The organism is Geodermatophilus maliterrae (assembly GCF_041018925.1).
GTDB classification, from domain to species: Bacteria; Actinomycetota; Actinomycetes; order Mycobacteriales; family Geodermatophilaceae; genus Geodermatophilus; species Geodermatophilus maliterrae.
In genome coordinates this window covers 1-22,210 of sequence record NZ_JBFNXQ010000030.1, presented here as the reverse complement: position 1 = coordinate 22,210, position 22,210 = coordinate 1, and the positions used below count along the sequence as shown (strand labels likewise).

At 76.5% G+C, this 22,210-nt stretch carries 25 protein-coding genes; 7 read left to right on the top strand and 18 right to left on the bottom strand.

What is annotated here, in order from left to right; genetic code table 11:
- Positions 1-21 precede the first annotated feature (21 nt).
- From ABQ292_RS11400 to ABQ292_RS11375, 6 genes are all read right to left on the bottom strand, one after another.
- Positions 22-354 (bottom strand): cytidine deaminase-like protein, encoded by a 333-nt coding sequence (locus tag ABQ292_RS11400; RefSeq protein ID WP_369206328.1) that lies wholly within the window; start codon positions 352-354, stop codon positions 22-24.
- Between the two features lie 32 nt (positions 355-386).
- Entirely contained in the window at positions 387-1,724 is a 1,338-nt protein-coding gene (locus tag ABQ292_RS11395) for a hemolysin family protein (protein ID WP_369206326.1), read from the bottom strand.
- Positions 1,725-1,734: 10 nt separating this feature from the next.
- Positions 1,735-2,238 carry an rRNA maturation RNase YbeY gene (gene ybeY / locus ABQ292_RS11390; protein WP_369206324.1) on the bottom strand — a complete coding sequence of 168 codons (504 nt, stop codon included), beginning with the start codon at positions 2,236-2,238 and terminating at the stop codon, positions 1,735-1,737.
- Between the two features lie 5 nt (positions 2,239-2,243).
- Entirely contained in the window at positions 2,244-3,341 is a 1,098-nt protein-coding gene (locus ABQ292_RS11385; protein ID WP_369206322.1) for a PhoH family protein, read from the bottom strand.
- A 121-nt stretch (positions 3,342-3,462) separates the two neighbouring features.
- A complete protein-coding gene (locus tag ABQ292_RS11380; RefSeq protein ID WP_369206320.1) occupies positions 3,463-4,287 on the bottom strand; it encodes an enoyl-CoA hydratase/isomerase family protein in 825 nt (274 codons plus the stop codon).
- Positions 4,288-5,340: 1,053 nt separating this feature from the next.
- Positions 5,341-5,700, bottom strand: coding sequence for a histidine triad nucleotide-binding protein (locus tag ABQ292_RS11375; protein WP_369206318.1), 360 nt, complete (start codon positions 5,698-5,700; stop codon positions 5,341-5,343).
- 114 nt (positions 5,701-5,814) lie between these two features.
- On the opposite strand from ABQ292_RS11375, the gene ABQ292_RS11370 reads away from it, so the two are divergent.
- From ABQ292_RS11370 to ABQ292_RS11360, 3 genes are read left to right on the top strand one after another with little or no spacing between them, the layout of a single operon-like run.
- Complete coding sequence (locus ABQ292_RS11370) at positions 5,815-6,774, top strand: putative selenate ABC transporter substrate-binding protein (RefSeq protein ID WP_369206316.1); 960 nt, start codon at positions 5,815-5,817, stop codon at positions 6,772-6,774.
- A 23-nt stretch (positions 6,775-6,797) separates the two neighbouring features.
- Positions 6,798-7,517 (top strand): phosphonate ABC transporter ATP-binding protein, encoded by a 720-nt coding sequence (locus tag ABQ292_RS11365; RefSeq protein WP_369206314.1) that lies wholly within the window; start codon positions 6,798-6,800, stop codon positions 7,515-7,517.
- On the top strand, positions 7,514-9,130 hold the full coding sequence (locus ABQ292_RS11360; protein ID WP_369206312.1) for a PhnE/PtxC family ABC transporter permease: 1,617 nt from the start codon (positions 7,514-7,516) through the stop codon (positions 9,128-9,130). Before ABQ292_RS11365 ends, ABQ292_RS11360 begins: the two co-directional genes overlap by 4 nt.
- A gap of 11 nt (positions 9,131-9,141) precedes the next feature.
- Here the strand turns inward: ABQ292_RS11360 and ABQ292_RS11355 are convergent, their stop codons facing one another.
- The 3 genes from ABQ292_RS11355 to hrcA are packed head-to-tail and all read right to left on the bottom strand — an operon-like array spanning position 9,142 to position 12,084.
- The gene (locus ABQ292_RS11355) at positions 9,142-9,906 is read right to left on the bottom strand and encodes a 16S rRNA (uracil(1498)-N(3))-methyltransferase (RefSeq protein ID WP_369206310.1); all 765 of its coding nucleotides are present in this window, start codon (positions 9,904-9,906) and stop codon (positions 9,142-9,144) included.
- A complete protein-coding gene (gene dnaJ, locus ABQ292_RS11350; protein WP_369206308.1) occupies positions 9,903-11,048 on the bottom strand; it encodes a molecular chaperone DnaJ in 1,146 nt (381 codons plus the stop codon). The genes ABQ292_RS11355 and dnaJ overlap by 4 nt, the downstream gene beginning before the upstream one ends.
- Before the next feature lie 13 nt (positions 11,049-11,061).
- A complete protein-coding gene (hrcA, locus tag ABQ292_RS11345) occupies positions 11,062-12,084 on the bottom strand; it encodes a heat-inducible transcriptional repressor HrcA (protein WP_369206306.1) in 1,023 nt (340 codons plus the stop codon).
- 271 nt (positions 12,085-12,355) lie between these two features.
- Between hrcA and ABQ292_RS11340 the strand changes: the two genes are divergently transcribed.
- Positions 12,356-12,667: a type II toxin-antitoxin system VapB family antitoxin gene (locus tag ABQ292_RS11340; protein ID WP_438940584.1), complete on the top strand. Its 312-nt coding sequence runs from the start codon at positions 12,356-12,358 to the stop codon at positions 12,665-12,667.
- On the top strand, positions 12,667-13,149 hold the full coding sequence (locus ABQ292_RS11335; RefSeq protein ID WP_369206304.1) for a GNAT family N-acetyltransferase: 483 nt from the start codon (positions 12,667-12,669) through the stop codon (positions 13,147-13,149). The genes ABQ292_RS11340 and ABQ292_RS11335 overlap by 1 nt, the downstream gene beginning before the upstream one ends.
- Positions 13,150-13,214: 65 nt before the next feature.
- On the opposite strand, the gene ABQ292_RS11330 is transcribed toward ABQ292_RS11335, so the two are convergent.
- From ABQ292_RS11330 to hemW, 8 genes are all read right to left on the bottom strand, one after another.
- On the bottom strand, positions 13,215-13,820 hold the full coding sequence (locus tag ABQ292_RS11330; protein WP_369206302.1) for a response regulator transcription factor: 606 nt from the start codon (positions 13,818-13,820) through the stop codon (positions 13,215-13,217).
- Positions 13,817-14,923 carry a sensor histidine kinase gene (locus tag ABQ292_RS11325; protein WP_369206300.1) on the bottom strand — a complete coding sequence of 369 codons (1,107 nt, stop codon included), beginning with the start codon at positions 14,921-14,923 and terminating at the stop codon, positions 13,817-13,819. The genes ABQ292_RS11330 and ABQ292_RS11325 overlap by 4 nt, the downstream gene beginning before the upstream one ends.
- 20 nt (positions 14,924-14,943) lie before the next feature.
- The gene (locus tag ABQ292_RS11320) at positions 14,944-15,681 is read right to left on the bottom strand and encodes an ABC transporter permease (RefSeq protein WP_369206298.1); all 738 of its coding nucleotides are present in this window, start codon (positions 15,679-15,681) and stop codon (positions 14,944-14,946) included.
- Complete coding sequence (locus tag ABQ292_RS11315) at positions 15,678-16,562, bottom strand: ABC transporter ATP-binding protein (protein WP_369206296.1); 885 nt, start codon at positions 16,560-16,562, stop codon at positions 15,678-15,680. Before ABQ292_RS11315 ends, ABQ292_RS11320 begins: the two co-directional genes overlap by 4 nt.
- A gap of 80 nt (positions 16,563-16,642) precedes the next feature.
- Entirely contained in the window at positions 16,643-17,647 is a 1,005-nt protein-coding gene (locus ABQ292_RS11310) for a beta-carotene 15,15'-dioxygenase, Brp/Blh family (protein WP_369206294.1), read from the bottom strand.
- A 17-nt stretch (positions 17,648-17,664) separates the two neighbouring features.
- Positions 17,665-18,537 carry a bacteriorhodopsin-like gene (locus ABQ292_RS11305; protein WP_369206292.1) on the bottom strand — a complete coding sequence of 291 codons (873 nt, stop codon included), beginning with the start codon at positions 18,535-18,537 and terminating at the stop codon, positions 17,665-17,667.
- A gap of 111 nt (positions 18,538-18,648) precedes the next feature.
- Positions 18,649-19,566, bottom strand: coding sequence for a MerR family transcriptional regulator (locus ABQ292_RS11300; protein ID WP_369206290.1), 918 nt, complete (start codon positions 19,564-19,566; stop codon positions 18,649-18,651).
- An 82-nt stretch (positions 19,567-19,648) separates the two neighbouring features.
- A complete protein-coding gene (gene hemW, locus ABQ292_RS11295; RefSeq protein ID WP_369206288.1) occupies positions 19,649-20,869 on the bottom strand; it encodes a radical SAM family heme chaperone HemW in 1,221 nt (406 codons plus the stop codon).
- A 39-nt stretch (positions 20,870-20,908) separates the two neighbouring features.
- Here hemW and ABQ292_RS11290 point away from each other — a divergent pair, with 39 nt between their 5' ends.
- Both ABQ292_RS11290 and ABQ292_RS11285 read left to right on the top strand, forming a co-directional pair.
- The gene (locus ABQ292_RS11290) at positions 20,909-21,679 is read left to right on the top strand and encodes an enoyl-CoA hydratase-related protein (RefSeq protein WP_369206286.1); all 771 of its coding nucleotides are present in this window, start codon (positions 20,909-20,911) and stop codon (positions 21,677-21,679) included.
- Positions 21,680-21,718: 39 nt separating this feature from the next.
- Positions 21,719-21,877, top strand: a complete 159-nt coding sequence (locus ABQ292_RS11285) for a hypothetical protein (protein ID WP_369206284.1) — start codon at positions 21,719-21,721, stop codon at positions 21,875-21,877.
- Between the two features lie 99 nt (positions 21,878-21,976).
- Here ABQ292_RS11285 and ABQ292_RS11280 read toward each other — a convergent pair.
- The coding region (locus ABQ292_RS11280; protein WP_369206282.1) for a SelB domain-containing protein at positions 21,977-22,210 on the bottom strand (234 nt) is incomplete at its 5' end.

Below are 22,210 nucleotides of genomic sequence, written 5' to 3'. Positions count from 1 at the left end.
CCCCTGATCGTCGCGGGAGCCTCAGGCGGTGGTGCGGACGATGCCGTCGGGTCCGGCGAGGTGCACGGGCGCGGACGGCGTCAGGTCGCGGACGGCGGCCAGCCCGGCGTCCTCGACGGCGTCGGCGTCGGACACGACCGCGGCCGCCTCCAGGCCCTCCACCCCGCTGGAGACGGCGGCGGCCACCGCGGCCTGCAGCGCCGACAGCGTCAGCGAGGGCAGCGCGACGCTCGCGGCGACGTAGGTGCGCCCGTCGGTGTCACGGACCGCGGCGCCCTCCGGCGCACCGGTGCGGCCGCGCGCGGAGCGGGCGAGCGTGACGAGCTTGGCGTCCTCGGGCTGCAGGTCGGGCACAGGGCGTCAGCTTTCCACGTCCGGTCGCGCGGTCAGCTCTCGACGCCTGCCGGGACGTCGGCCCGGCTGGCCCCCGACTGCCGCTCGGGGTCGTCCTCGGGCACGGGCACCCGGCAGGCCAGGATGGTGTCGATGCGGTTGCGCCGTCCGCCGGTGCTCTCGGCCACCAGCCGCAGCCCCGCGACCTCGGCCTGCGAGCCCTCGATCGGCACCAGGCCCAGTTCGCGGGCGAGCAGCCCGCCGACGGTCTCGACGTCGTCGTCGCGGGGCAGCTCGACGTCGAAGAGCTCGGCGAGGTCCTCGACGGGGAGCCGGGCGGTGATCCGCACCGACCCGTCGTCGAGGTGCTCGACCGGCGGGCGCTGCACGGCGTCGTGCTCGTCGGCGATCTCACCGACGATCTCCTCGAGGATGTCCTCGATGGTCACCAGCCCGGCGAAGCCGCCGTACTCGTCGACCACGATCGCGATGTGGGTGCGGCGCGCCTGCATGTCGCGCAGCAGCTCGTCGACCGGCTTGGACTCCGGCACGAACGCCGGCGGGCGCATGAGCTCCTCGACCCGCGGACCGCGGCCCTCGCCGAGGTTCTGCGACCGGCGGACGAGGTCCTTGAGGTAGACGACGCCCACGACGTCGTCGACGTTCTCGCCGATCACCGGGATCCGGCTGAACCCGCTGCGCAGGGCCAGCGCCAGGGCCTGCCGGAGGGTCTTGGTGCGCTCGATCCAGACGACGTCGGTGCGCGGCACCATGACCTCGCGGGCGATGGTGTCGCCCAGCTCGAACACCGAGTGGATCATCTGCCGCTCGCCGGACTCGACGACGCCGCGCTCCTCGGCGAGGTCGACCAGCTCGCGCAGCTCGACCTCGGTGGCGAACGGGCCGTCGCGGAAGCCGCGGCCGGGGGTGATCGCGTTGCCCACCAGGATGAGCAGCGTGGCCACCGGCCCGAGCACCCGGCCGAGCAGCCGCACCAGCCCGGCGGTGGCCAGCGCGGTCGGGTAGGCGTGCTGGCGGCCCAGCGTCCGCGGGCCGACGCCGACCAGCACGTAGCTGACGACGGTCATGACGGCGGCGGCGGTGAGCGCGGTCTGCCAGCCGACGCCCCACAGCCCGGCGAGGACGACGGCGAGCAGGACCGCCGCGACCATCTCGCAGCCGATGCGCAGGAGCAGCAGCAGCGCCACGTGCCGGGCCCGCTCGTCGACGACCTGCTCGAGCGTGGCCGCCCGCCGCACCCCCTCGCGGCGCAGCTCCTCGACGCGCGCCCGCGACACCCGCTGGAGGGCGGCGTCCATGGCGCCGAACAGGCCGGCCAGCGGCACGAGGGCGATCGCGACGACCAGCAGCGTGACCGCAGCGGTGTTCATCGCGGCCCGCTCACGTCGGGCCGGTGCCCCGTTCGGCCGGCTCGCCGGTGACCGGCTCCCGCGGCGCCGAGCGCCAGCCCTCGAGCAGGCGGGTCTGCAGGCCGAACATCTCCCGCTCCTCCTCCGGCTCCATGTGGTCGTAGCCGAGCAGGTGCAGCACGCCGTGGGTGGCCAGCAGGAGCAGCTCGTCGTCCATCGAGTGGCCGGCCGCGCGGGCCTGCCGGACGGCGACCGAGGGGCACAGCACGACGTCGCCGAGCAGCGCGGGCCCGGGCTCGGGGTCGTCGGGCCGGGCGGTGTCGAGCTCGTCCATGGGGAAGGCCAGGACGTCGGTCGGGCCCTTCTCCCCCATCCACCGCTCGTGCAGCACGCCCATGTAGTCGGGGTCGACGCACAGCACCGACAGCTCGGCCATCGGGTTGACGCCCATCTCGGCGAGCACGTAGCGGCAGACGCCTGTCAGCTCCGCCTCGTCGACGGCGATCTCGGACTCGTTGGCCACCTCGACGGGCACGCCGCTCAGCTCCCCTGCCGGCGCGGCCGGGCGGTCCTGGCCGGCGCGCCGGGACGACCGGCGCCCTGCTGCTGCCCGGCGTCCCAGCGCTCGTAGGCGTCGACGATGTCGCCCACCAGCCGGTGCCGCACGACGTCGGAGCTGGTCAGGTTGGCGAAGTGCACGTCCTCGATGCCGTCGAGTATCTCCCGGACGATCTTCAGGCCGCTCTGCGCGCCGCCGGGCAGGTCGACCTGGGTGACGTCGCCGGTGACGACGATCTTGGAACCGAAGCCGAGGCGGGTGAGGAACATCTTCATCTGCTCGGCGGTGGTGTTCTGCGCCTCGTCGAGGATGACGAAAGCGTCGTTGAGCGTGCGGCCGCGCATGTAGGCCAGCGGCGCGACCTCGATGGTCCCCGACTGCATGAGCCGCGGGATCGACTCGGGGTCGACCATGTCGTGCAGCGCGTCGTAGAGCGGCCGCAGGTAGGGGTCGATCTTCTCGCTCAGCGTCCCGGGCAGGTAGCCCAGGCGCTCACCGGCCTCGACCGCCGGTCGGGTGAGGATGATCCGGTTGACCTGCTTGGTCTGCAGCGCCTGCACGGCCTTGGCCATGGCCAGATAGGTCTTGCCCGTACCGGCCGGGCCGATGCCGAAGACGATCGTGTGCGCGTCGATGGCGTCGACGTAGCGCTTCTGGTTCAGCGTCTTGGGCCGGATGGTGCGGCCCCGGCGGCTGAGGATGTCCAGGCTGAGGACGTCGGCCGGGCGCTCGGAGCCGCCGCTGCGCAGCATGCCGATGACCCGGCGCACCGAGTCCGGCCGCAGCGCCTGGCCGGTACCGAGCAGAGCGATGAGCTCGTCGAAGACCCGGACGGCGAAGGCGTTGTCGGCCGGCTGCCCGGTCACGGCGATCTCGTTGCCGCGGACGTGCACGTCGGCGGTGAGCTCGCCCTCGACCAGCCGCAGCAGCTCGTCGCCGGAGCCGAGCAGGGCCACCATCGATACGGAGTCCGGAACGGTGATCGTCGTGCGGACCGCGGCGGGGGCGGTGTCCGCGAGCGCGCTGTCGGCTGCGGCGGCCTGGGCGGAGGCCTCACGCGACGAGGGGGCGCTCGGCACGGGGACGTTCGGGGAGGTATCGGGCAAGTGCCCTCGACCCTGCCTTCCTGGCACGGGGGTGTGTGACCCGGCTGAGTTTACCCGTGCGGCCGGAGCCGGGACCGTGCTCGACCCGGACGGGTCAGGAACCGGTGTAGGTGGCCCTGCCCGGTCCGTCGTCCAGGAAGGAGGCCACCGCGCCGCGCAGGTCGGCGGTGCCGAACAGCGGGCCGGAGACCTGCGGGGTGATCTCGTCGGCGGCCCGCACCCCGTGCCGGACGGCGGTGGTGACCAGCCGCTTGGTGGCCGCGTGCGCGAGCGTGGGCCCGGCCGCGACCCGGCGCGCGTAGTCGCGGGCGGCCTCGGCGAAGCCCTCGTCGGGCAGCACCCGGTTGACGACGTCCCACCGCTCCAGGACCGCGGCCGGGTAGCGCTCGCCGGTGAGGATGAGCTCCTTGGCGCGGGCCGGGCCGGCGCGCTCGGCCAGCCGCTGCGGCCCGCCCATCGACGGGGTGAGCCCGACGACGATCTCCACCAGTCCGAACGAGGCGCGCTCGGCGGCGAGCAGGACGTCGCAGGCCAGCGAGATCTCGAAGGCCGCGGTCAGCGTGAGGCCGTGCGCGGCGAAGACGGTGGGCACCGGCAGGTCCTCGATCGTCTGCGTGATCCGCAGCAGCCGGGCCCACAGGGCCGTGCCCCGCTGCTCGGGGTCGGGTCCCTCGGCGATCTCGCGGAAGGCGGTGACGTCGACCCCGCCGGAGACCACCTTGCCGCGGGCCTCGACCAGCACCGCGCGGGCCCGGTCGGGCCGGCCGGGCTCGGTGAGCGCGACCAGCTCCGCGGCCACCCGCTCGAAGCCGGCGAACACCGACTCGTCGAACAGGTTCAGCGGCGGGGCCTCGAGGACGACGACGGCGACGGCGCCGTCCCGCTCGATCCGGACGGGGGCAGCGGTGCCGTCGGTCATGCCCGCAGCCTGGCAGCCCCGGCGACACGACCGCGAGGGGTCGGACCGGATCTCCCCGCCCCGGTGGTACCGGTGCGTCACGATCCCCGGCGATGAGGCTGCCCGGGGCGTCCCACCTGCGCGCCGCGGTGGCGCTGCTGCCGGTGGTGGCCGTGGCGGTCGGCGGGGAGGTCGGTGCGCTCGCCGACGGCCTGGCCCGTGCGGGGTGGTCCTGCTCCCAGGTCCGCGCCAACGAGGCGGCCGTGCAGGTGTGGTGCCGGCGGGCACCGGGTCCCCCGGACCTCCACCTCGTCGCGACACACTCGGGGGAGCTCACCTTCGGCCGGTTGGACCTGGTCCTGGGCGACGCGCCGTCGGCCGCGCTGCAGGAGGTGCTCGACGCCGCGGTCCTGCGGGTCTGGCCCGGGCACCGCGACGACCTCGCACAGCTGGTCGAGGACGCCCGGCCACCGGAACCGTTCATGGCGTTCGGCGCCGGGGGCGGCCCGTCGTCCTACGAGGAGCGGTACCACGACGAGGAGGAGACCGCCGGTTCCCTGCACTACTCGCTGGAGGTCAGCTGGGGGGAGCCGCTCTCGCTGACCATCCGCGGGGCCGGGTTGCGGGACCGCTCGTGGCCCTTCGGCGCCGACCACTACGCACGGACGCTCACCGACGCCGTCCCCGCCCTCGCCGAGCTCGGTTTCCGGTGCGGCGACAGCTGCCACCGCCCGTCCGACGACCAGACCCTTCACCTCCGGACGGCGGGCGACCGGATCGCCGAGGTCACGTTCGACCTCCCGGACGACCCCGCGGCCGGCCGCTGGGGCCACCGAGCACCTGCCGTTCCTGACCCCCGAGGTCGAGCCCGCCGTCCGTGCCGAGCTGGCGCGGTCGCTCGACGAGGGGCGCCCCTTCGCCGGCGTGGTGGCCGGGACGGTGCTCGTCGTGGACACCCCGCGGCCCTGGTCGCAGGGGGGCGACCCCGCCCCCGGGTTCACCGTGACGATCGGCGCGCCGCTGGTCCCCCTGGTGTGACGGCCCGGCCGCCGGCGGCGGTGACGCTGCCCGAGGTCAGCCCGGCGGCCAGGTCATCGGGCGGCCGCCCAGGACGTGCAGGTGCAGGTGGTGCACCGTCTGCCCCGCCGCCGGGCCGGTGTTCGTGACCACCCGGTAGCCGGGCTCGACGCCGTCCTCGGTGGCCAGCCCCTCCTGCACGGCCACCGCCGCGGCGGCCCGCACGACGGCGCTCAGCAGGTCGGGGTCGACCTGCGCCACGGCGGCCACGGTCGGGTGGTGCTCCTTGGGGATCACCAGGACGTGCGTCGGCGCCTGGGGGTTGATGTCGCGGAAGGCCAGCGTCCGGTCGGTCTCGTGCACCACGTCGGCCGGGATCTCGCCGGCCACCATGCGGCAGAACAGGCAGTCGCTCACGGGGCCGACCCTAGGGCGCGCGGCGCCGCGGCACCCGCGTCAGGATGGGCCGCACACAACCCATCGCTCCCCGGAGGCCCCCGTGCCCGTCCCCTCCCACCCCGGCAGGACGTAGTGAGCGGTCGCCGTGCTCTCCGGTCGGGGAGCCCCGAGATCCCGTCCCCCTCCCGCCGCGCGTTCCTCGCCGGCACCGCTCTCGCCCTCGCCGCCGCGGCGACGGCGTGCACCCGCTCCTCCCCCGTCGCCTCCGCCGGCGGGGGCGCCGCCGCGTCGGGCAGGCTGGCCATCGGCGCGATCCCCGACCAGGACCCCGAGGTCCTGCAGCGCCTCCACGGCACCGTCGCCGACTCGATGTCCGCGGCGCTGGGCCTCGACGTCGTCTACACGCCGGTCACCGACTACGGCGCCGCCGTCTCCCTCTTCCGCACCGGCGACCTCGACCTCGTCTGGTTCGGCGGGCTCACCGGCGTCCAGGCCCGGCTGCAGACGCCGGGCGCCCGGCCGATCGCCCGGCGCGACATCGACGCCGACTTCCACTCCGTGTTCGTCGTCAACGCCTCGACCGGGCTGACGCCGTCGGACGACCTGCGCCCGCTGGCCCCGCTGCGGTTCACCTACGGCAGCGAGACCTCGACGTCGGGCCGGCTGATGCCCGCGTACTTCCTGCAGCAGGCCGGCGTCGACCCGCAGGGCTTCCCCGGCGGCCCGGGGTTCTCCGGCTCGCACGACGCCACGCTGCAGCTGGTCGCCTCCGGCAGCTACCAGGCCGGCGTGCTCAACGAGCAGGTGTGGACCTCCCGCTCGGAGGAGGGCGCCGTCGACCCCGCCGTCGTCCGGTACGCCCGGACGCCGGCCTACTCGGACTACCACTGGCTGCTCGGCCCGCGGGCGGGCGAGCGGCTGGGCGGGGACCTCGCCGGGCGGCTCGAGGACTACTTCACCGGCCTGTCGGCCGACGACCCCGGCGACGCCGAGGTGCTCGACCTGTTCGGCGCCGGCTCGTTCGTCCCGACGCGGGCGGCGGACTACGACCGGATCGAGGAGATCGGCCGCAGCCTGGGGCTGGTCACCTGAGCGCCGTCCTGCGGCTGACCGGCGTGACCGTCCGCTTCGGGACGGCGACCGCGCTCGACTCCGTGGACCTGACCGTCGGTCCCGGCGAGCGGGTCGCCGTCGTCGGGGCGTCGGGCGCCGGGAAGTCGACGCTGCTGGCCGTGGCCAACGGCGCGGTGCCGCCGTCGGCCGGGTCGGTCGAGGTGCTGGGACAGGACCCGGCCGCACTGCGCGGGCGGGACCTGCGCAGGCTGCGCGCGCGGGTGGGCACGGTGCACCAGCACCTGGAGCTGGCCGGCCCGCTGCGGGTGGTGCACGAGGCCAACGCCGGGCGGCTGGGGTCGTGGCCGGCGGCGCGGGCGGCGTGGTCGCTGGTGCGGCCGCAGGGCGTGCCCGAGGTGGTGGCCGCGCTGGAGCAGGTGGGCCTGGCCGACCGGGTGTTCGACCGCACCGACGCGCTGTCGGGCGGGCAGCGCCAGCGGGTGGCCGTGGCCCGGCTGCTGGTGCAGCGGCCCGACCTCGTGCTGGCCGACGAGCCGGCGTCGGCGCTCGACCCGGTGCTCACCGAGCGGGTCCTGGACCTGCTCGCCGGCCTCGCCTCCTCGCGCGGGGGTGCCCTGGTCGTCGCGCTGCACGACCCGGCGCTGGCGCTGCGGCGCTGCGACCGGGTGGTGGGGCTGGCCGCGGGGCGGTTGGTGCTCGACGCCCCGGCCGCGGCGCTGTCGGCCGCCGAGCTCGCCGCCTTCTACGGGGCCGCGGCGTGACTGCGGTCCTCGACCGGGCCCCGGCCCCGGCCCTCCCCCGGCTGCGGCGGGACCGGCGGCGCTGGGCGTGGGGGCTGGCCGCGCTGGTCGCCGTCGGCTGGTCGCTGGCCGGCGCCGTCGACGGGGACGTGCTCAACCCGGCCGGGGCTGCCCAGGTCGGCCGGTTCGCCGCGGCCGCGCTCTCCCCGGCGCTCGACGGCGCGTTCCTCGGCGTGCTCGCGACCGCGGCGCTGGTCACCGTCGCCTACGCCGTCCTGGGCGCGGCGCTGGCCGTGCTGCTCGGGGCGCTGGGCGCGGTGTTCGTCGCGCGCACCACCTGGGGACGGCGGCGGCTGGGCTGGGCGGCGGCCCGCGGCGTGCTCGCCGTCCCCCGCGGGCTGCACGAGGCGGTGTGGGGCCTGCTGCTGGTCAACGTGCTGGGCCTGGACCCGTGGGTCGGCGTCCTGGCCATCGGCCTGCCCTACGGCGCGGTGACGGCGAAGGTGTTCGCCGACCTGCTCGACGAGGTGCCCCGGGGGCCGTACGCGGCGCTGCTGGCCGCCGGCGCGGGCCGGGCGGCCGCGGCGCTGTACGGGCTGCTGCCGCAGGCGGCCGGCGGGCTGCTGTCCTACGCGTTCTACCGGCTGGAGTGCGCCGTCCGGTCGGCCGTGGTGCTCGGGCTGATCGGCGCCGGCGGGCTGGGCTACGAGCTGGCGCTGTCGTTCACGTCGCTGCGCTGGCCGCAGGTGTGGAGCGCGGTCTACGCCCTGGCGCTGCTGTGCCTGGCCGCCGACGTCGCCGGCCGGGCGGTGCGCCGCCGGGTGGCCGCGCCGCGGCGGCGGGCGGGGGTGCTGTCCCGCGACCGGCTGCTGACCGCGGCGGTGCTGGGCACGGTGGCCGCCGTCGCCTGGTCGTGGTGGTACCTGGCGCTCGCACCGGCGTCGCTGGTGTCCGGGCGGACGCGGGAGCAGGTGGGCTACGTGCTGGGCGCCGCCTGGCCGCCGGCGACCGACGGCGACCTGCTGGCCGAGGTGGGGCGCCAGGCGGTGGTCACGGTGCAGGTGTCGGTGCTGGCGATCGCGGTCGCCACGGTCGGGACGGTGCTGGTGGCCGGGGTCGCCGCCCGCCCGCCGGGGCGGGTGGGCCCGCTGCGGCGGGCGACGGGCGTCCTGGTGCGGGTCGCGCTGCTGCTGCTCCGTGCGGTGCCGCCGCCGGTGTGGGCGCTGGTCCTGCTGTTCGTGCTGCTGCCCGGTGTGCTGCCCGGGGCGCTGGCGCTCGGCGTCTACACGCTCGGGGTGCTGGGGCGGCTGGCCGCCGAGGCGGTGGAGGAGGCCGACCCGAGGCCGCGGGCGGCGCTGACCGCGCTCGGCGCCCGCCCGACGAGCGGGTGGCTCTACGGGGTGGCGCCCGCGGCGGCCGGGCCGGTGCTGGCCGTCGCGCTGTACCGGTGGGAGGTCGCCGTCCGCGACACGCTGCTGGTCGGCCTGCTCGGCGCCGGCGGGCTCGGGGCGCTGCTGGCCTCGCGGCTGGCGGCGTTCGACTGGCCCGCGGTGGCCACGGTGCTCGTCGCGACGGTCGTCCTGACCCTCGCCGTCGACCTGGTCAGCGAGCGCGCCCGCCGCGCCCTGCGCTGACCCGGCGCGGGTCAGGCCCAGCGTGTCCGCACCGACAGCGCGGCCAGGGCGGCGGCGCCGGCGGTGGAGGTGCGCAGCACCTCCGGGCCCAGCCGCACGACCTCGGCGCCGGCGGCGCGCAGCGCGACCACCTCGCCGTCGGTGAGCCCGCCCTCGGGGCCGACGACGACGGCGACCGTCCCGCTCGACGGCACCTCGACGCCGGTCAGCGGACGGCGGGCCTGCTCGTGCAGCACCAGCGCCAGGTCGACGTCGCCGAGCTCGCCGCACACCTGGCGGGTGGTCATCAGCTCGGCGATCTCGGGCACCCGCGGCCGCCGCGACTGCTTGCTCGCCGCCCGTGCCGCGGCCCGCCACTTCGCCAGGCCCTTCTCGACGCGGTCCTCGCGCCAGCGGGTGACGCAGCGCGAGGCCGCCCACGGGACGATCCGGTCGACGCCGAGCTCGGTGGCCAGCTCGACGGCGAGCTGCCCGCGGTCGCCCTTCGGGAGCGCCTGCACCAGCCACAGCTCCGGCTCGGCCGGCGGCACGTCGTACCGGGCCGCCACCTGCACCCGCAGGCCGCCGGAGCCGGCGTCGAGCACCGCGCCCTCGGCCACGGTGCCGCGACCGTCACCCACCCGCACCGGCTCGCCGGGGGCCAGCCGCAGGACGTCGACGGCGTGCCGGCCCTCGGCGCCCCCGACCAGGACCTCGGGTGCCTCCGGCAGCTCGTCGACCAGGAACAGCGGCGCGCCGTCGAGGGCGGGTCGGTCGTCCTGGGCCGGGATGCTCACTTGAACGGGTTCCGCACCCGCGCGAACAGCCCGCCCGGGGTCTCGGCGGCCGCCGACGCGGGACGGTCCTCGCCGCGCAGCACCGCCAGCTCGCGCAGCAGCTTCTCCTGCTCGGCGTCGAGCCGGGTCGGCGTCTGCACGTCGACGTGCACCAGCAGGTTGCCCCGGCCGGTGGCGCGCAGCCGCGGCGCGCCCTTGCCGCGCAGCGTGAGCACGGTGCCCGGCTGGGTGCCGGGCCGGACGTCGACGTCGGTGTCCTCGCCGTCGAGCAGCGTCAGCGGCAGCGTGGTGCCGAGCGCGGCGGCGGTCATCGGCAGGGTGACCCGGCAGTGCAGGTCCTCGCCGTCGCGGGTGAACACCTCGTGCGGGCGCTCGCGGATCTCGACGTAGAGGTCACCGGCCGGCCCGCCGCCGGGGCCGACCTCGCCGCGGCCGGTGAGCCGGATCCGCATGCCGTCCTCGACGCCCGCGGGCACCTTGACCGGGATGGTCCGGCGGGCGCGCACGCGGCCCTCGCTGCCGCACTCGGGGCACGGCTCGGGGATGACCTGGCCGGTGCCCGCGCAGCTGGGGCAGGGCCGGGTGGACACGACCTGACCCAGGAAGGACCGCTGCACGCTCTGCACCTCGCCCCGCCCGGAGCAGGTGGTGCAGGTGGTCGGGTGGGTGCCCGGCGCGGTGCCGGCGCCGCTGCACGTGCCGCACAGGACGGCGGTGTCGACGGTGATCTCCTCGGTCGTCCCGAACACCGTCTGCTCGAGGTCGAGCTCGATGCGGATGAGGGCGTCGTCCCCCTCCCGCACCCGGCTGCGCGGGCCGCGGCCGCCCATCCCGCCGGCGCCACCGAAGAAGGCGTCCATGATGTCGCCGAGCCCGCCGAAGCCGGCCTGCCCGAACGGCGAGCCGCCGCCGGCGCCGGGACCGGTGTCGAACGGGTCGCCGCCGAGGTCGACGATGCGGCGCTTGTCCGGGTCGGTCAGCGCCTGGTACGCGCGGCTGACCTCCTGGAAGCGCTCCTTGGCCTCGGGGTCGGGGTTGACGTCGGGGTGCAGGTCGCGCGCCAGCCGCCGGTAGGCCTTCTTGATCTCGGCGTCGGACGCGCCCCGGGACAGCCCGAGGACGCCGTAGTAGTCGGTTGCCATGGAGTCGCAGACCTCAGCTCTCGGCCAGCAGCTGGCCGACGTAGCGGGCCACGGCGCGGACCGCGGCCATGTTCCCTGGGTAGTCCATGCGGGTCGGGCCGACGATGCCCAGTCCCCCCAGTGCCCGGTCTCCGGTTCCGTACCCCACGGACACGACCGATGCACCGGCCAGTGCCTCGTGGGCGTTCTCCTCGCCGATGCGCACGAGCACCGTCCCGCCGGCGTCGACCTCGCTGATCAGCTTGAGGACGACGACCTGCTCCTCGAGCGCCTCCAGCAGCGGGCGGAGGCTGCCCGGGAAGTCGACGGCCGTGCGGGCCAGGTTCGCCGTCCCGCCGACGACCAGCCGGTCCTCACCGGGCTCGACCAGCGTCTCGACCAGCGCGGCGCTCATCGCGGCGACCAGCCCCCGCAGGTGCGGTGGCGCGGTGTCGACCAGGTCGGGCACCTTGCCGCCGGCGTCGCCCAGCCGCGCGCCGCCGAAGGCGGAGTTGAGCAGCGAGCGGAGGTCGGCGACGTCGTCGCGGGCGACGTCGACCGGGCACTCGACGATCCGCTGCTCCACCCGGCCGGTGTCGGTGATGAGCACCAGCAGCAGCCGGGAGCCGGTCAGCTGGACGACCTCGAGGTGCCGGACGGCGCTGCGCGAGAGCGTCGGGTACTGGACGACGGCGACCTGGTGGGTGAGCTGGGCGAGCAGGCGCACCGTGCGGCCCAGGACGTCGTGCAGGTCGACGGCGCCGTCGAGGAAGCGCTCGACCGCCTTGCGCTCAGGGGCCGACAGCGGCTTGACCGCCGAGAGCCGGTCGACGAACAGGCGGTACCCCTTGTCGGTGGGCACCCGGCCGGCGCTGGTGTGCGGCTGGGTGATGTAGCCCTGCTCCTCGAGGACGGCCATGTCGTTGCGGATGGTGGCCGGCGAGACGCCGAGGTCGTGCCGCTCGGCGAGGGCCTTGCTGCCCACCGGGTCGTTGGTGGAGACGTAGTCCTGCACGATCGCCCGCAGGACCTGCAGACGGCGCTCGTCGTGCGCCACGGTGACACCTCCCCGTACCGGTCGACGTGCCCGTGCGGGCGGTCCCTGGCGGGCGCGGCCCGCGCGCACCGGGCTGCCCCGGCGGGCTGGCACTCGCACGGACCGAGTGCCAGCCCAGCATACGACCGGTGAGCGCTCCCGTCGCGGAGCTCGGACCGTCCTCCCTCCGCGGGGGGCTCCGTCGGACCGGCGGGACGGCCGATAGGGTGACCCGCGGCGGTGCCGGAACGGGGCGGTCGGAACGGAGGTCGGGTCCCTGGTCTTCAAAGCGGTGCACGACGGCCGGCCCTACCCCGAGCACGGCCTGTCGACCAAGGACTGGGCGATGATCCCGCCGCGCCAGATCCGGCTCGACACGCTGGTCACCACCAAGCGCGAGCTGGCGCTGGACACCCTGCTCGCCGAGGACTCGACCTTCTACGGCGACCTCTTCCCGCACGCCGTCCAGTGGCACGGCGAGCTGTACCTCGAGGACGGCCTGCACCGCGCGCTGCGGGCGGCCCTGCAGCAGCGCACGGTGATCCACGTCCGCGTGCTGGACCTCGACGCGCTGATGCCGGCCGACCCGGGCCGACTGTCCTGATGGAGGACCCCCTGGCCCGGCTCACCGGGCCGGCCGACGGCGTCGTCCTGCGCCGGGCCACCGCCGGCGACCTGCCGGCGCTGGTCGCGCTGCTGGCCGACGACGCGCTGGGCGCGACCCGCGAGGCCGCGGACCTCGCGCCCTACGAGGCGGCCTTCGCCGCCGTGGACGCCGACCCGGCGCACCTGCTCGTGGTCGCCGACGACGGCGGCACGGTCGCCGGCACGCTCCAGCTGTCCTTCGTCCCGGGCCTGTCCCGCCGGGGCACGCTGCGCGCCCAGGTCGAGGGTGTGCGGGTGGCCGCCGCGGCCCGCGGACGGGGCCTGGGCGCGGCGATGCTGCGCTGGACGGTCGGGGAGGCCCGCCGCCGCGGCGCCGCACTGGTCCAGCTGACCACCGACAAGCGCCGCTCCGACGCGCACCGCTTCTACGAGCGGCTGGGCTTCACCGCCTCGCACGAGGGCATGAAGCTCGAGCTCTAGGTCGGCCCCGCTGCAGGGGCCCGCCCCGAGCGGAGCGAGGGGTGGGGGGCAGCGGGGTCCTCCGTCTAGAGCCAGCCCTTGTCGGCGGCGACGCGGGCGGCCTCGACGCGGGTGCGGGCGCCGGTCTTGCCGATCGCCGAGGACAGGTAGTTGCGCACCGTCCCCTCGGAGAGGAACAGCCGGCGGGCGATGTCGGCGACGGTCGCGCCGTCGGCGGCCTCGCGCAGCACGTCGGCCTCGCGGGCCGACAGCGGCGTCGCGCCGATGGCCAGCGCCGCGGCGGCGAGCTCCCGGTCGATGACCCGCTCGCCGGCGACGACGGCACGGATGGACCGGGCCAGGTCGGCGACGGGCGCGTCCTTCACCAGGAACCCGGCCGCGCCCACCTCCATGGCCCGGCGCAGGAAGCCCGGCCGGCCGAACGTGGTGAGCACGACGGCCCGGACGGCGGGCAGCTCGGCGGCCAGCTGGCGGGCGGCCTCGAGGCCGTCCGCGCCCGGCATCTCGATGTCGAGCAGCGCGATGTCGGGCGAGTGCTCCCTGGCGGCGGCGAGCACCTCGTCGCCGCGGCCGACCTCGGCGACGACGGTGATGTCCTCCTCCAGCTCGAGCAGGGCCCGCAGTGCCCCGCGGACCATCGACTGGTCCTCGGCGACGAGCACGCGGATCACCGGGCGGCCCCTGCGGGCACCGGTGCCAGGGGCAGGACGGCGCGTAGCTGGTAGCCGCCGTCCCGGCCGGCGCCGCCGGTGAGCGCGCCGCCCAGCGCGCCGACCCGCTCGGCCAGGCCGGTCAGACCGGAGCCGGGCTCGGTGTCGTCGGCCGGGCCGCGGCCGTCGTCGGCGACGGTGAGCACCGCCTCGACACCGTCCTCGGTGAGCGAGACGGTCACCGCCCGGGCGCCGCTGTGCCGCAGCACGTTCGTCGTGGCCTCGCGGACCACCCAGCCCAGCGCGGCGTCGATCGCGCCCGGCAGCGCCGGCACCCGGGCCGGCAGGCGGACGGCGATGCCGGCCCCGGACAGCGCCGAGCGGGCCTCGGCCAGCGCCTGGGCGCAGCTGACCTGGCGGTAGCCGCTGACGGCGTCACGGACCTCGGCCAGCGCGCGGCGGGCGACGGCCTCGACGTCGGCCATCTCGGTGCGCGCCCTCGCGGGGTCGGCCTCGGCCAGCCGGCCGGCCAGCTCGCTCTTGAGCGCGATGAGCGACAGGCTGTGGCCGAGCAGGTCGTGCAGGTCGCGGGCGAAGCGCAGCCGCTCCTCGGCGACGGCGTTGCGGGCCAGCTCCTCGCGCGCCTCGGCGAGCTCCGCGTTGACCGACACCAGGTGCCGGGTGCCGCGCAGCGCGAAGGCGGTGAGCAGGCACATGACCGGGAGGATCACCAGCCCCGGCTCCCCGCGGAGGAAGACCACCCCCGCGCAGACGGCCGTGGCCGCGAGGACGGCCGGCCACACCCACCGCTGCGGCAGCCCGCCCGTGGCCGCGGCCGACACGTAGATGAGCAGCCCCGCCCACGTCGGGCCGAGCCAGACCGCCAGGACCACGCCGAGCACCGCGACGACCACCAGCTGGCGCACCGGCCACGCCGCGCGGGGGACGAAGAAGCGGGAGAACGCCGAGAGGTAGGCGGCGGTGAACACCAGCAGCCCGGCCCCGGCCACGAGCCGGACCACCAGCGGCCGGTCGGTGACGACCAGGTCGGCGACGGGGAAGAACTGGAACAGCAGCCAGGGCAGCGCCCAGCCGATGCGCTGCCACCGCGTGCGGGGGTCCACGGCGCCCGACCGTAGCTCCATCAGCCCGCGACGGCGGTCAGGGGACGGCGCCGCGCCACCAGGACCGCCAGGGCGGCGAACACCGCGGCGAAGGCGACCAGTGCCCCGGCGGCGGCGACCGACGGCAGCTGGCCCCCAGCGGCGGCCCGGCCGGCCTCGGCGTACCAGTACGACGGCAGTCCGTGCGCGACCGCCCGCAGGCCGGAGGGGAACAGCTCGACCGGCACCCACAGCCCGCCCAGGGCGGCCAGCACGGTGCCGACGATGCCGATCGCGCCGCCGGCGGCCTTGGTCTCCAGCGCCCAGCCCAGCAGCAGCCCGAGGGCGACGAACACCGCCGACCCGAGCCACAGGACGCCGACCAGCGCGGCCCACTCGCCGGGCGCGAGCCGCACGCCGTTGACGAACCGGCCGGTGAGCGCGACGACGACCAGCGGCGGCAGGGTGAGCAGCATCCCGACGGCGACGTCGACGGCGACCACCGACGTCTGCGGCACCGGGGTCACCCGCAGCTGGCGCAGCCACCCCGACGCCCGGTCGAAGGAGAGCCGGACGGTGGCGCCGAGGGCCGCGCCGATCGCGCCGTAGGCCATCATCGAGACCATCGTGGCCGCCGCCAGCGCCGGGCCGCCACCGGGCGTGCCCGCGAAGACCTTCGTGAAGAAGACGGTGAACAGCGCCGGCAGCAGCACGGTGAAGAACAGGAACTGCCGGTTGCGGCCGACCCGGCGCAGCTGGAAGACGAACAGCGGGCTCACCGCGCGCCTCCCACCAGGGACAGGACGGCGTCCTCGAGGCTGGCACCGCGGACCTCCAGGTCGATCAGCGGGACGCCGTCGGCGAGCAGCGCGCGCAGCGTGGCCTCGACGTCGGTGGTGGCCAGCGCGACCGTGCCGCCCACCCGGTCGACGCCGGTGACGGCGGGCACGCGGTCGAAGGCCGCGCCGTCGGGGGCGGAGAAGCGGACGGTGCGCCCGGCGACGACCGACCGGATGCCCGCCGAGGGGCCGTCGGCGACCAGGCGGCCACCGGCCATGACCACTACCCGGTCGGCGACCGCGTCGGCCTCCTCGAGGTGGTGGGTGGCGAAGACGACGGTGGTGCCGCGGGCGGCCAGGTCGCGCATCGTCGTCCAGAAGGCCCGGCGGCCCTCGACGTCCATGGCCGAGGTGGGCTCGTCGAGCAGCAGCAGCGGCGGCTGACCGGACAGCGCCAGGGCCAGCAGCACCCGCTGCCGCTGGCCGCCGGAGAGCGCGTCGACGTCGCGGCCGAGGAGCCCGCCGGTGCCGGTGGTGGCCACCAGGTCGTCCAGCGGCCACGGGTCGGCGTAGCTGCGCCGCACCAGGTGCAGCACCTCGCCGACGCGCGCCTCGCCGGGCAGGCCGCCGTGCTGCAGCATCGCGCCGACCCCGCCGGCGCGGACGGCGTCGGCCGGGGGGCGGCCGAGCACCCGCACGGTGCCGGCCGCGGGGCGGAGCAGCCCGAGGGCGGCGCCGACGGTGGTGGACTTGCCGGCCCCGTTGGGACCGAGCAGCGCGACGGTCTCGCCCCGGCCGATGCGCAGGTCGAGGCCGTCGACGGCGAGGACCTCGCCGTGGCGGACGGTCAGGCCGGAGATGTCGAGCGCGTCGGGAGGCACGGCACGAGCCTGGCGCCGGCGGAGGTGCGCGCAGTAGTGCGGGACGTCGCCGACCGGACCTGACATCCGTCAGGTGCGCATCATCCCCGGCGGTCCAGGGCCCACACCACCGCGGCGTGCGGGAACGTCAGCGCGAGCAGGACGCTCACCTGGGCCTGCAGGCCGGCCACGTCGCCCAGCTGCCACAGCACCGCGACGGCCGCCAGCGCGACGGCGCTCGGTCCTGCCGCGGCCCGGGCCAGCCGGCGCGCAGCCGGGCCCCATCCCCGTCCGCCCTCGGCCGCGCGGGCGAGGTCGAGCAACCGGCCCGTGTGCCGGACGGCGTGCCAGAGCCCGAAGTAGGCGCCGAACGCCGCCAGCGGTGGCGCGACGGCGAAGACCGCGGCGACCAGCACGAGCTCTGCGGCGTCGTGCACCCGGCGCCGGGCGAGCAGCCACACCACCGCGGCGGCGACCGATCCCGCGACGAGGACGAGCCCCGCGCTGCGTGAGGCGAGCGCCGCGTCGGCGATGCCGGCCGACAGCGGCCGCACCCAGGGGTCGGTGGTGTCCGGGTCCCGCCACAGCAGCAGGCCGACGACGGCCAGCCCGTGCGCGACGCACGGCGGGAGGTCAGCGGCCGGGCCGGGCACGGGGCGGCCGGCGCGCTCGGCCCAGGCGACCACCTCACCGCGACCGAAGTGCAGCGCGGAGAGGACCAGCGCCGCGGCCAGTGCCGGCGTCGGCACGAGCAGGAGGGCCGAGGTGGCGGCCACGGCCACGGCCGCGTACCCGACCACGACCAGCGCGAGGAACCGGCGCGGGGCCCGCCGTCGGTCCGACCACCACCAGGGGACGAGGTGGTCCACGGCGCCGTGCGGTACGCCCACGACGGCGCCCGCGACGGCCACGGGCACCGCGGCCGCCGCGACCGCCCCCGGCGCGAGCACGCTCAGGGCGAGCACGGCCGTCAGGACGGCCACCGGCAGCCGGGTCAGCGCCGGCAGTTCCCGCAGCGCCCGGGGAGCGGACGCTGCGGGAGCCCCGGCCGGGAGGGCCGCCCGCCGGCCGGTGACGGTGGCGGTGGCCCGCGGGACCACGGTCACGCCGACCACCGCCTCCGTCAGACCGCGACGGTGTCGCGACCGGGAGTGGGCCGGGCCGGCGAGCCGTCGTCCGGGCCGGGGACCGCGTGGTCGTCGTCGTAGGCCGGGTCCTCCAGCCCGCTCTTCACCCGGGCGATCTTGTAGATGGCCAGGCCGTACGCCGCCTTCGCGAGGATGTCGGCGATGCTGTAGCCGGCCTGCCGCAGCACGAAGCCGTCCGCGCCGCCGAAGAAGTCACCGCCCAGGACGGGGAACAGGTAGGCGATCGGGTAGACGCCCCACAGCCCGACGAGAGCCAGCCGCAGCATCTTGATCGTGTGCTGCACCTCGGGCGGCTGCCGGTCGATCGACCGGGTCAGCTCGACGAAGAGCACCCACAGCAGGTAGATGAACGGGATCGTCGACAGGGTGCCCCACAGCAGCCGCGGTCCGAGCTCGCTGGTGATCTCCCCGGGGTACCCCAGCGCGATCATCAGCGCGGACGCCGGTACCAGCTTCCAGAGCAGCCGGCGGGCATCGCTCTTGGCCAGTGCCATGACCGCGACCGTCTCGATGAGCAGCAGCGGGACGGTGAGCAGCCAGTCGACGTAGCGGTAGCCCTCGTTGAACGCCACGTTCGACAACAGGTGGGAGCTGGCGATGCTCTCCTCCGGGGGATAGCTCTCCTGGAAGTTGTCGAAGATCCGGAAGTAGTGGTAGGCCGCGATGCCGCAGACGATCGCGGACACCACGAGGGCGTTGCGGTAGCGCGGGGCGACCCGCCCGCGCGAGAACAGCAGGTACAGCGCCGTGAACAGCATCGAGGCGATGACCAGGCTGAAGAGGTTGTATACGGTGGAGAACTGGACGGAGGAGAGCTCCGGGACCGCGATCCCGCTGTCAGTGCCCATGACGGCTCCTGGGTGTACGGCGTCGTTGCCGAGCGGCGGCCGGGTCCCGGCCACCGTGGCGAGCATGCTCCCCTTGAACGAAGTTGTGCAAGTTCTGATGCGCTCCACGGCTCAGCCGGAGGGCTGTCCCTCGCGCCAGACCCGCCGCAGCACCGCGACGGCGTCGGGCAGGTCGCGCGGCGCGGTGACCGGCCCGGCCTCGACGCCGTCCCAGCCGGGGCCTCCGACCAGCACCCGCACGCGCCGGTGCGCCGCCAGGAGCGCGGGCAGGCCCTCCACGGCCTCCGGGTCGGCTCTGCTCAGCCACACCAGGACAGCGGCGGCTCGGGTCCGACGGGCAGCGGTGGCCAGGGCCGGCATCGGGGTGCGCGGTCCGAGCAGGCGGGAGGGGACGCCGCCCTCGGCCAGCGCCGCCCGGGCTGCGTGCAGGGGCAGGACGTGCTCCTCCTGCGGCCCCCCGGCGAGCAGCACCGGTCGTTCGGACGGCGGCTCGGGCAGGGTGGCGGTGTGCCGGATCAGGGCCGTGGTCACCGCCTGGGTCAGCAGGTGCTCGATCTCGATCCCCGAACCCGTCGCCGCCCAGTGCGCGCCCGCGGCGATCAGCACCGGCCGCACGACGTCGTCCCAGGCTGCCAACGTCCCCTCGGCGCGCAGCGCGGCGAGCACCGCGTCCTCGGCGCGCATCTCGTCCAGCCGGGCTGCGGCACGCGCCAGGCCCCGTGCTCCCCTACCGGCGCCGGGTACCGCCAGACCGGTGCCTCCGGCGCCGGCGCGGCGCCGCGGGATGACGGGGCGCTCACCGGTGTCCTCGATGCCGCGGACCGCGGCGGCCGCCGCGGCGGGGTCGGTGCCGGCGAGGACGGCCTCGTGCACCGCCTGGAGCAGGGCGACGTCCTCGGCCGTGTAACGGCGGTGGCCGCCCGCCGACCGGGCGGAGGCGACCAGCCCGTACCGGCTCCCCCACATGCGCAGCGCGGAGGGCGAGACGCCGAGCCGGGCCGCCACCTCGCCGACCGAGAGCAGCTCCATCAGCAGATGCTCACACGCGGCGGGCCGGCCTCCCCGCAGGGGCCCGCCCCGAGCGTGCGAGGGGTGCGGAGCAGGGAGGCCTTCAGTCCGTGAGGTCGCGGACGACCGCGTCGGCGAGCAGCCGGCCGCGGTCGGTGAGCACCGCCCGGCCTCCCGCGTGCGCGTCCGGCTCGAGCAGGCCGCGGGCGACGGCGTCGGCGGCGCGCAGCCGGCCGGCGGCGGACAGCGCGGTCAGCGGCAGGCCGTCGCGCAGCCGCAGGCCGAGCATCACCGTCTCCAGGGCGCGGTCGGCGGGCTCGAGGACCTCCCGGTCGGCCACCGGGCTCTCCCCCGCGGCCAGCCGCCCGGCGTGGGCGGCGGGGTGCTTGACGTTCCACCAGCGCACGCCGCCGACGTGGCTGTGCGCACCGGGGCCCACGCCCCACCAGTTGGCGTTGGCCCAGTACAGCTCGTTGTGCCGGCAGCGCGCGGCGTCCCCGCGGGACCAGTTCGACACCTCGTACCAGTCGAAGCCGGCACCGCGCAGCGTGGTGTCGGCCTGCACGTAGCGGTCGGCGAGGACGTCGTCGTCGGGCATCGGGAGCTCGCCGCGGGCGATGCGGCGGGCCAGCCGGGTGCCGTCCTCGACGATGAGCGCGTAGGCGCTGACGTGGTCGACCGGCGCGGCCAGGACGGCGTCGAGCGAGGCGGCCCAGTCGGCGTCGGTCTCCCCCGGCGTGCCGTAGATGAGGTCGAGGTTCACGTGCTCGAACCCGGCGGCGCGGGCCTCGCGCGCGGCCTCGGCGGCGCGGCCGGGGGTGTGCCGGCGGTCGAGGACGGCGAGGACGTGCTCGGCTGCGGACTGCATGCCGAGGCTCAGCCGGGTGAAGCCGGCCGCGCGCAGGGTCGCCAGCGACGCCGGGGTGACCGACTCGGGGTTGGCCTCGGTGGTCACCTCGACGTCGGAGGCGACGGGGAACAGCTCGCGGACGGCGGCCAGCACGGCGGCGAGGTCCTCGGCGGGCAGCAGCGTCGGGGTGCCGCCGCCGACGAACACCGTGGAGACCGTCGGCAGGTCGGGGCCGAGGGTGTCGGCGGCCTGCCGGAGCTCGGCGATCGCCGTCCCGGCGTACTCGGCGCGGTTGGCGCCGGGGCCGAGCTCGTCGGAGGTGTAGGTGTTGAAGTCGCAGTAGCCGCAGCGGGTCGCGCAGAAGGGCACGTGCACGTACAGCCCGAAGGGCGTCCGGGCCAGCCCCTCGCGGGCGCTGTCGGGGAGCTGCAGGGTCGCCGGCGGGGCGTCGAGCAGCGGCAGGACGGTGTTCATCTGAACCCCAGTGTGCCGCGCCGGGCAGGATGTCCGGTCGTGGCCGACGACGAGGTGCTGCAGGTCTCGGTCGAGCGCGGGGTCGCGACCCTCACGCTCGACTCCCCCGCCAACCGCAACGCGCTCTCCCGCGCGATGCGCGCCCGGCTGCGGGGGGCGCTGGACGCCGCGCTGAGCGACGACGCCGTGCGGGTGGTCGCGCTCGACCACACCGGCCGGGTCTTCTGCTCGGGGATGGACCTGTCCGAGGCCGCCGGTGCCGGTGCCGGCGACCAGGGCGTGCGCGAGCTGCCCGAGCTCCTCGAGCGCATCTGGACGGCACCCAAGCCGGTGGTGGCCACCGTCCGCGGTCCCGCCCGCGCGGGTGGGGTCGGGCTGCTGGCCGCGTGCGACGTGGTGGTGGCCGGGGCGTCGGCGACGTTCGCCTTCTCCGAGGTGCGGCTGGGCATCGTGCCGGCGGTGATCTCCGCCGTCGTCCTGCCGCGGGTGCTGCCGCACGTGGCGCACCGGCTGATGCTCACCGGCGAGGTGTTCGACGCGGCCGCGGCGGCCGCCGGGGGGCTGGTGGACCTCGCCGTGCCCGACGACGAGGTCGACGCCGCCGTCGAGGGTCAGGTGCGGGCGCTGGCGGCGGGCTCGCCGTGGGCGCTGGCCGAGACCAAGCGGCTGCTGCGCGCCGGCGGCCTGCGGGGCTCCTCCGACGACCTGCTCGACCTCTCCGCCCGGGCCTTCGCCGGCGAGGAGGGCCAGGAGGGCATCGCCGCGTTCCGCGAGAAGCGCCCGGCCCGCTGGGTGCCCGCCGCGGACTGAGCGCTTGCCCTCAGCCCGGTGCGCGGGGACGCTGCCGCCATGACCGACCCGGACGACCCCCGCGAGCGCTTCCGCTCCCTGCCCCGGCCCGTCGACCCCGAGGACGCCGTCGAGACGGTCGACGCCGGCGCCGTCCGGCCGATCGCCACCGAGAGCGACGAGCGCGACCGGATGCTGCGCGAGGCCGGCGGCGCCTGACCCCGGACGGCCCTGGTCGTGCTGAGCGCGGTCGTGCTCCGGTCCGCATCGGGGGCAGAGCACGAGGACGCTCAGCATCCCCGGGGAGCGGTCACCGGTTCAGCGCAGTCGGCGGGTGTTGTCGGGCAGCCGCACCGTGACCCCGCGGGCGTCCAGCCACTCCATCAGCGGCACCGCCACGCGCCGCGTCGTCCCCCACGCCGAGCGGGCCTGGCTGAGGGTGAACGGCTGCGGCACCGCGGCCAGCCGCGCCCGCGCCACCTCCTCGACGCCCGGCGCCAGGTAGACGCCCTCGGCGATCCGCACCAGCTGCCCGTCGCGCACGGCGGCGGC

Bases quoted from the DNA above. Each gene is read 5' to 3' on its own strand.
- ABQ292_RS11395 (WP_369206326.1), bottom strand. From the start codon at position 1,724: ATGAACACCGCTGCGGTCACGCTGCTGGTCGTCGCGATCGCCCTCGTG.
- ABQ292_RS11380 (WP_369206320.1), bottom strand. From the start codon at position 4,287: ATGACCGACGGCACCGCTGCCCCCGTCCGGATCGAGCGGGACGGCGCC.
- dnaJ (WP_369206308.1), bottom strand. From the start codon at position 11,048: ATGGCAACCGACTACTACGGCGTCCTCGGGCTGTCCCGGGGCGCGTCC.
- ABQ292_RS11335 (WP_369206304.1), top strand. From the start codon at position 12,667: ATGGAGGACCCCCTGGCCCGGCTCACCGGGCCGGCCGACGGCGTCGTC.
- ABQ292_RS11305 (WP_369206292.1), bottom strand. From the start codon at position 18,537: ATGGGCACTGACAGCGGGATCGCGGTCCCGGAGCTCTCCTCCGTCCAG.
- ABQ292_RS11300 (WP_369206290.1), bottom strand. From the start codon at position 19,566: ATGGAGCTGCTCTCGGTCGGCGAGGTGGCGGCCCGGCTCGGCGTCTCG.
- hemW (WP_369206288.1), bottom strand. From the start codon at position 20,869: ATGAACACCGTCCTGCCGCTGCTCGACGCCCCGCCGGCGACCCTGCAG.
- ABQ292_RS11285 (WP_369206284.1), top strand. From the start codon at position 21,719: ATGACCGACCCGGACGACCCCCGCGAGCGCTTCCGCTCCCTGCCCCGG.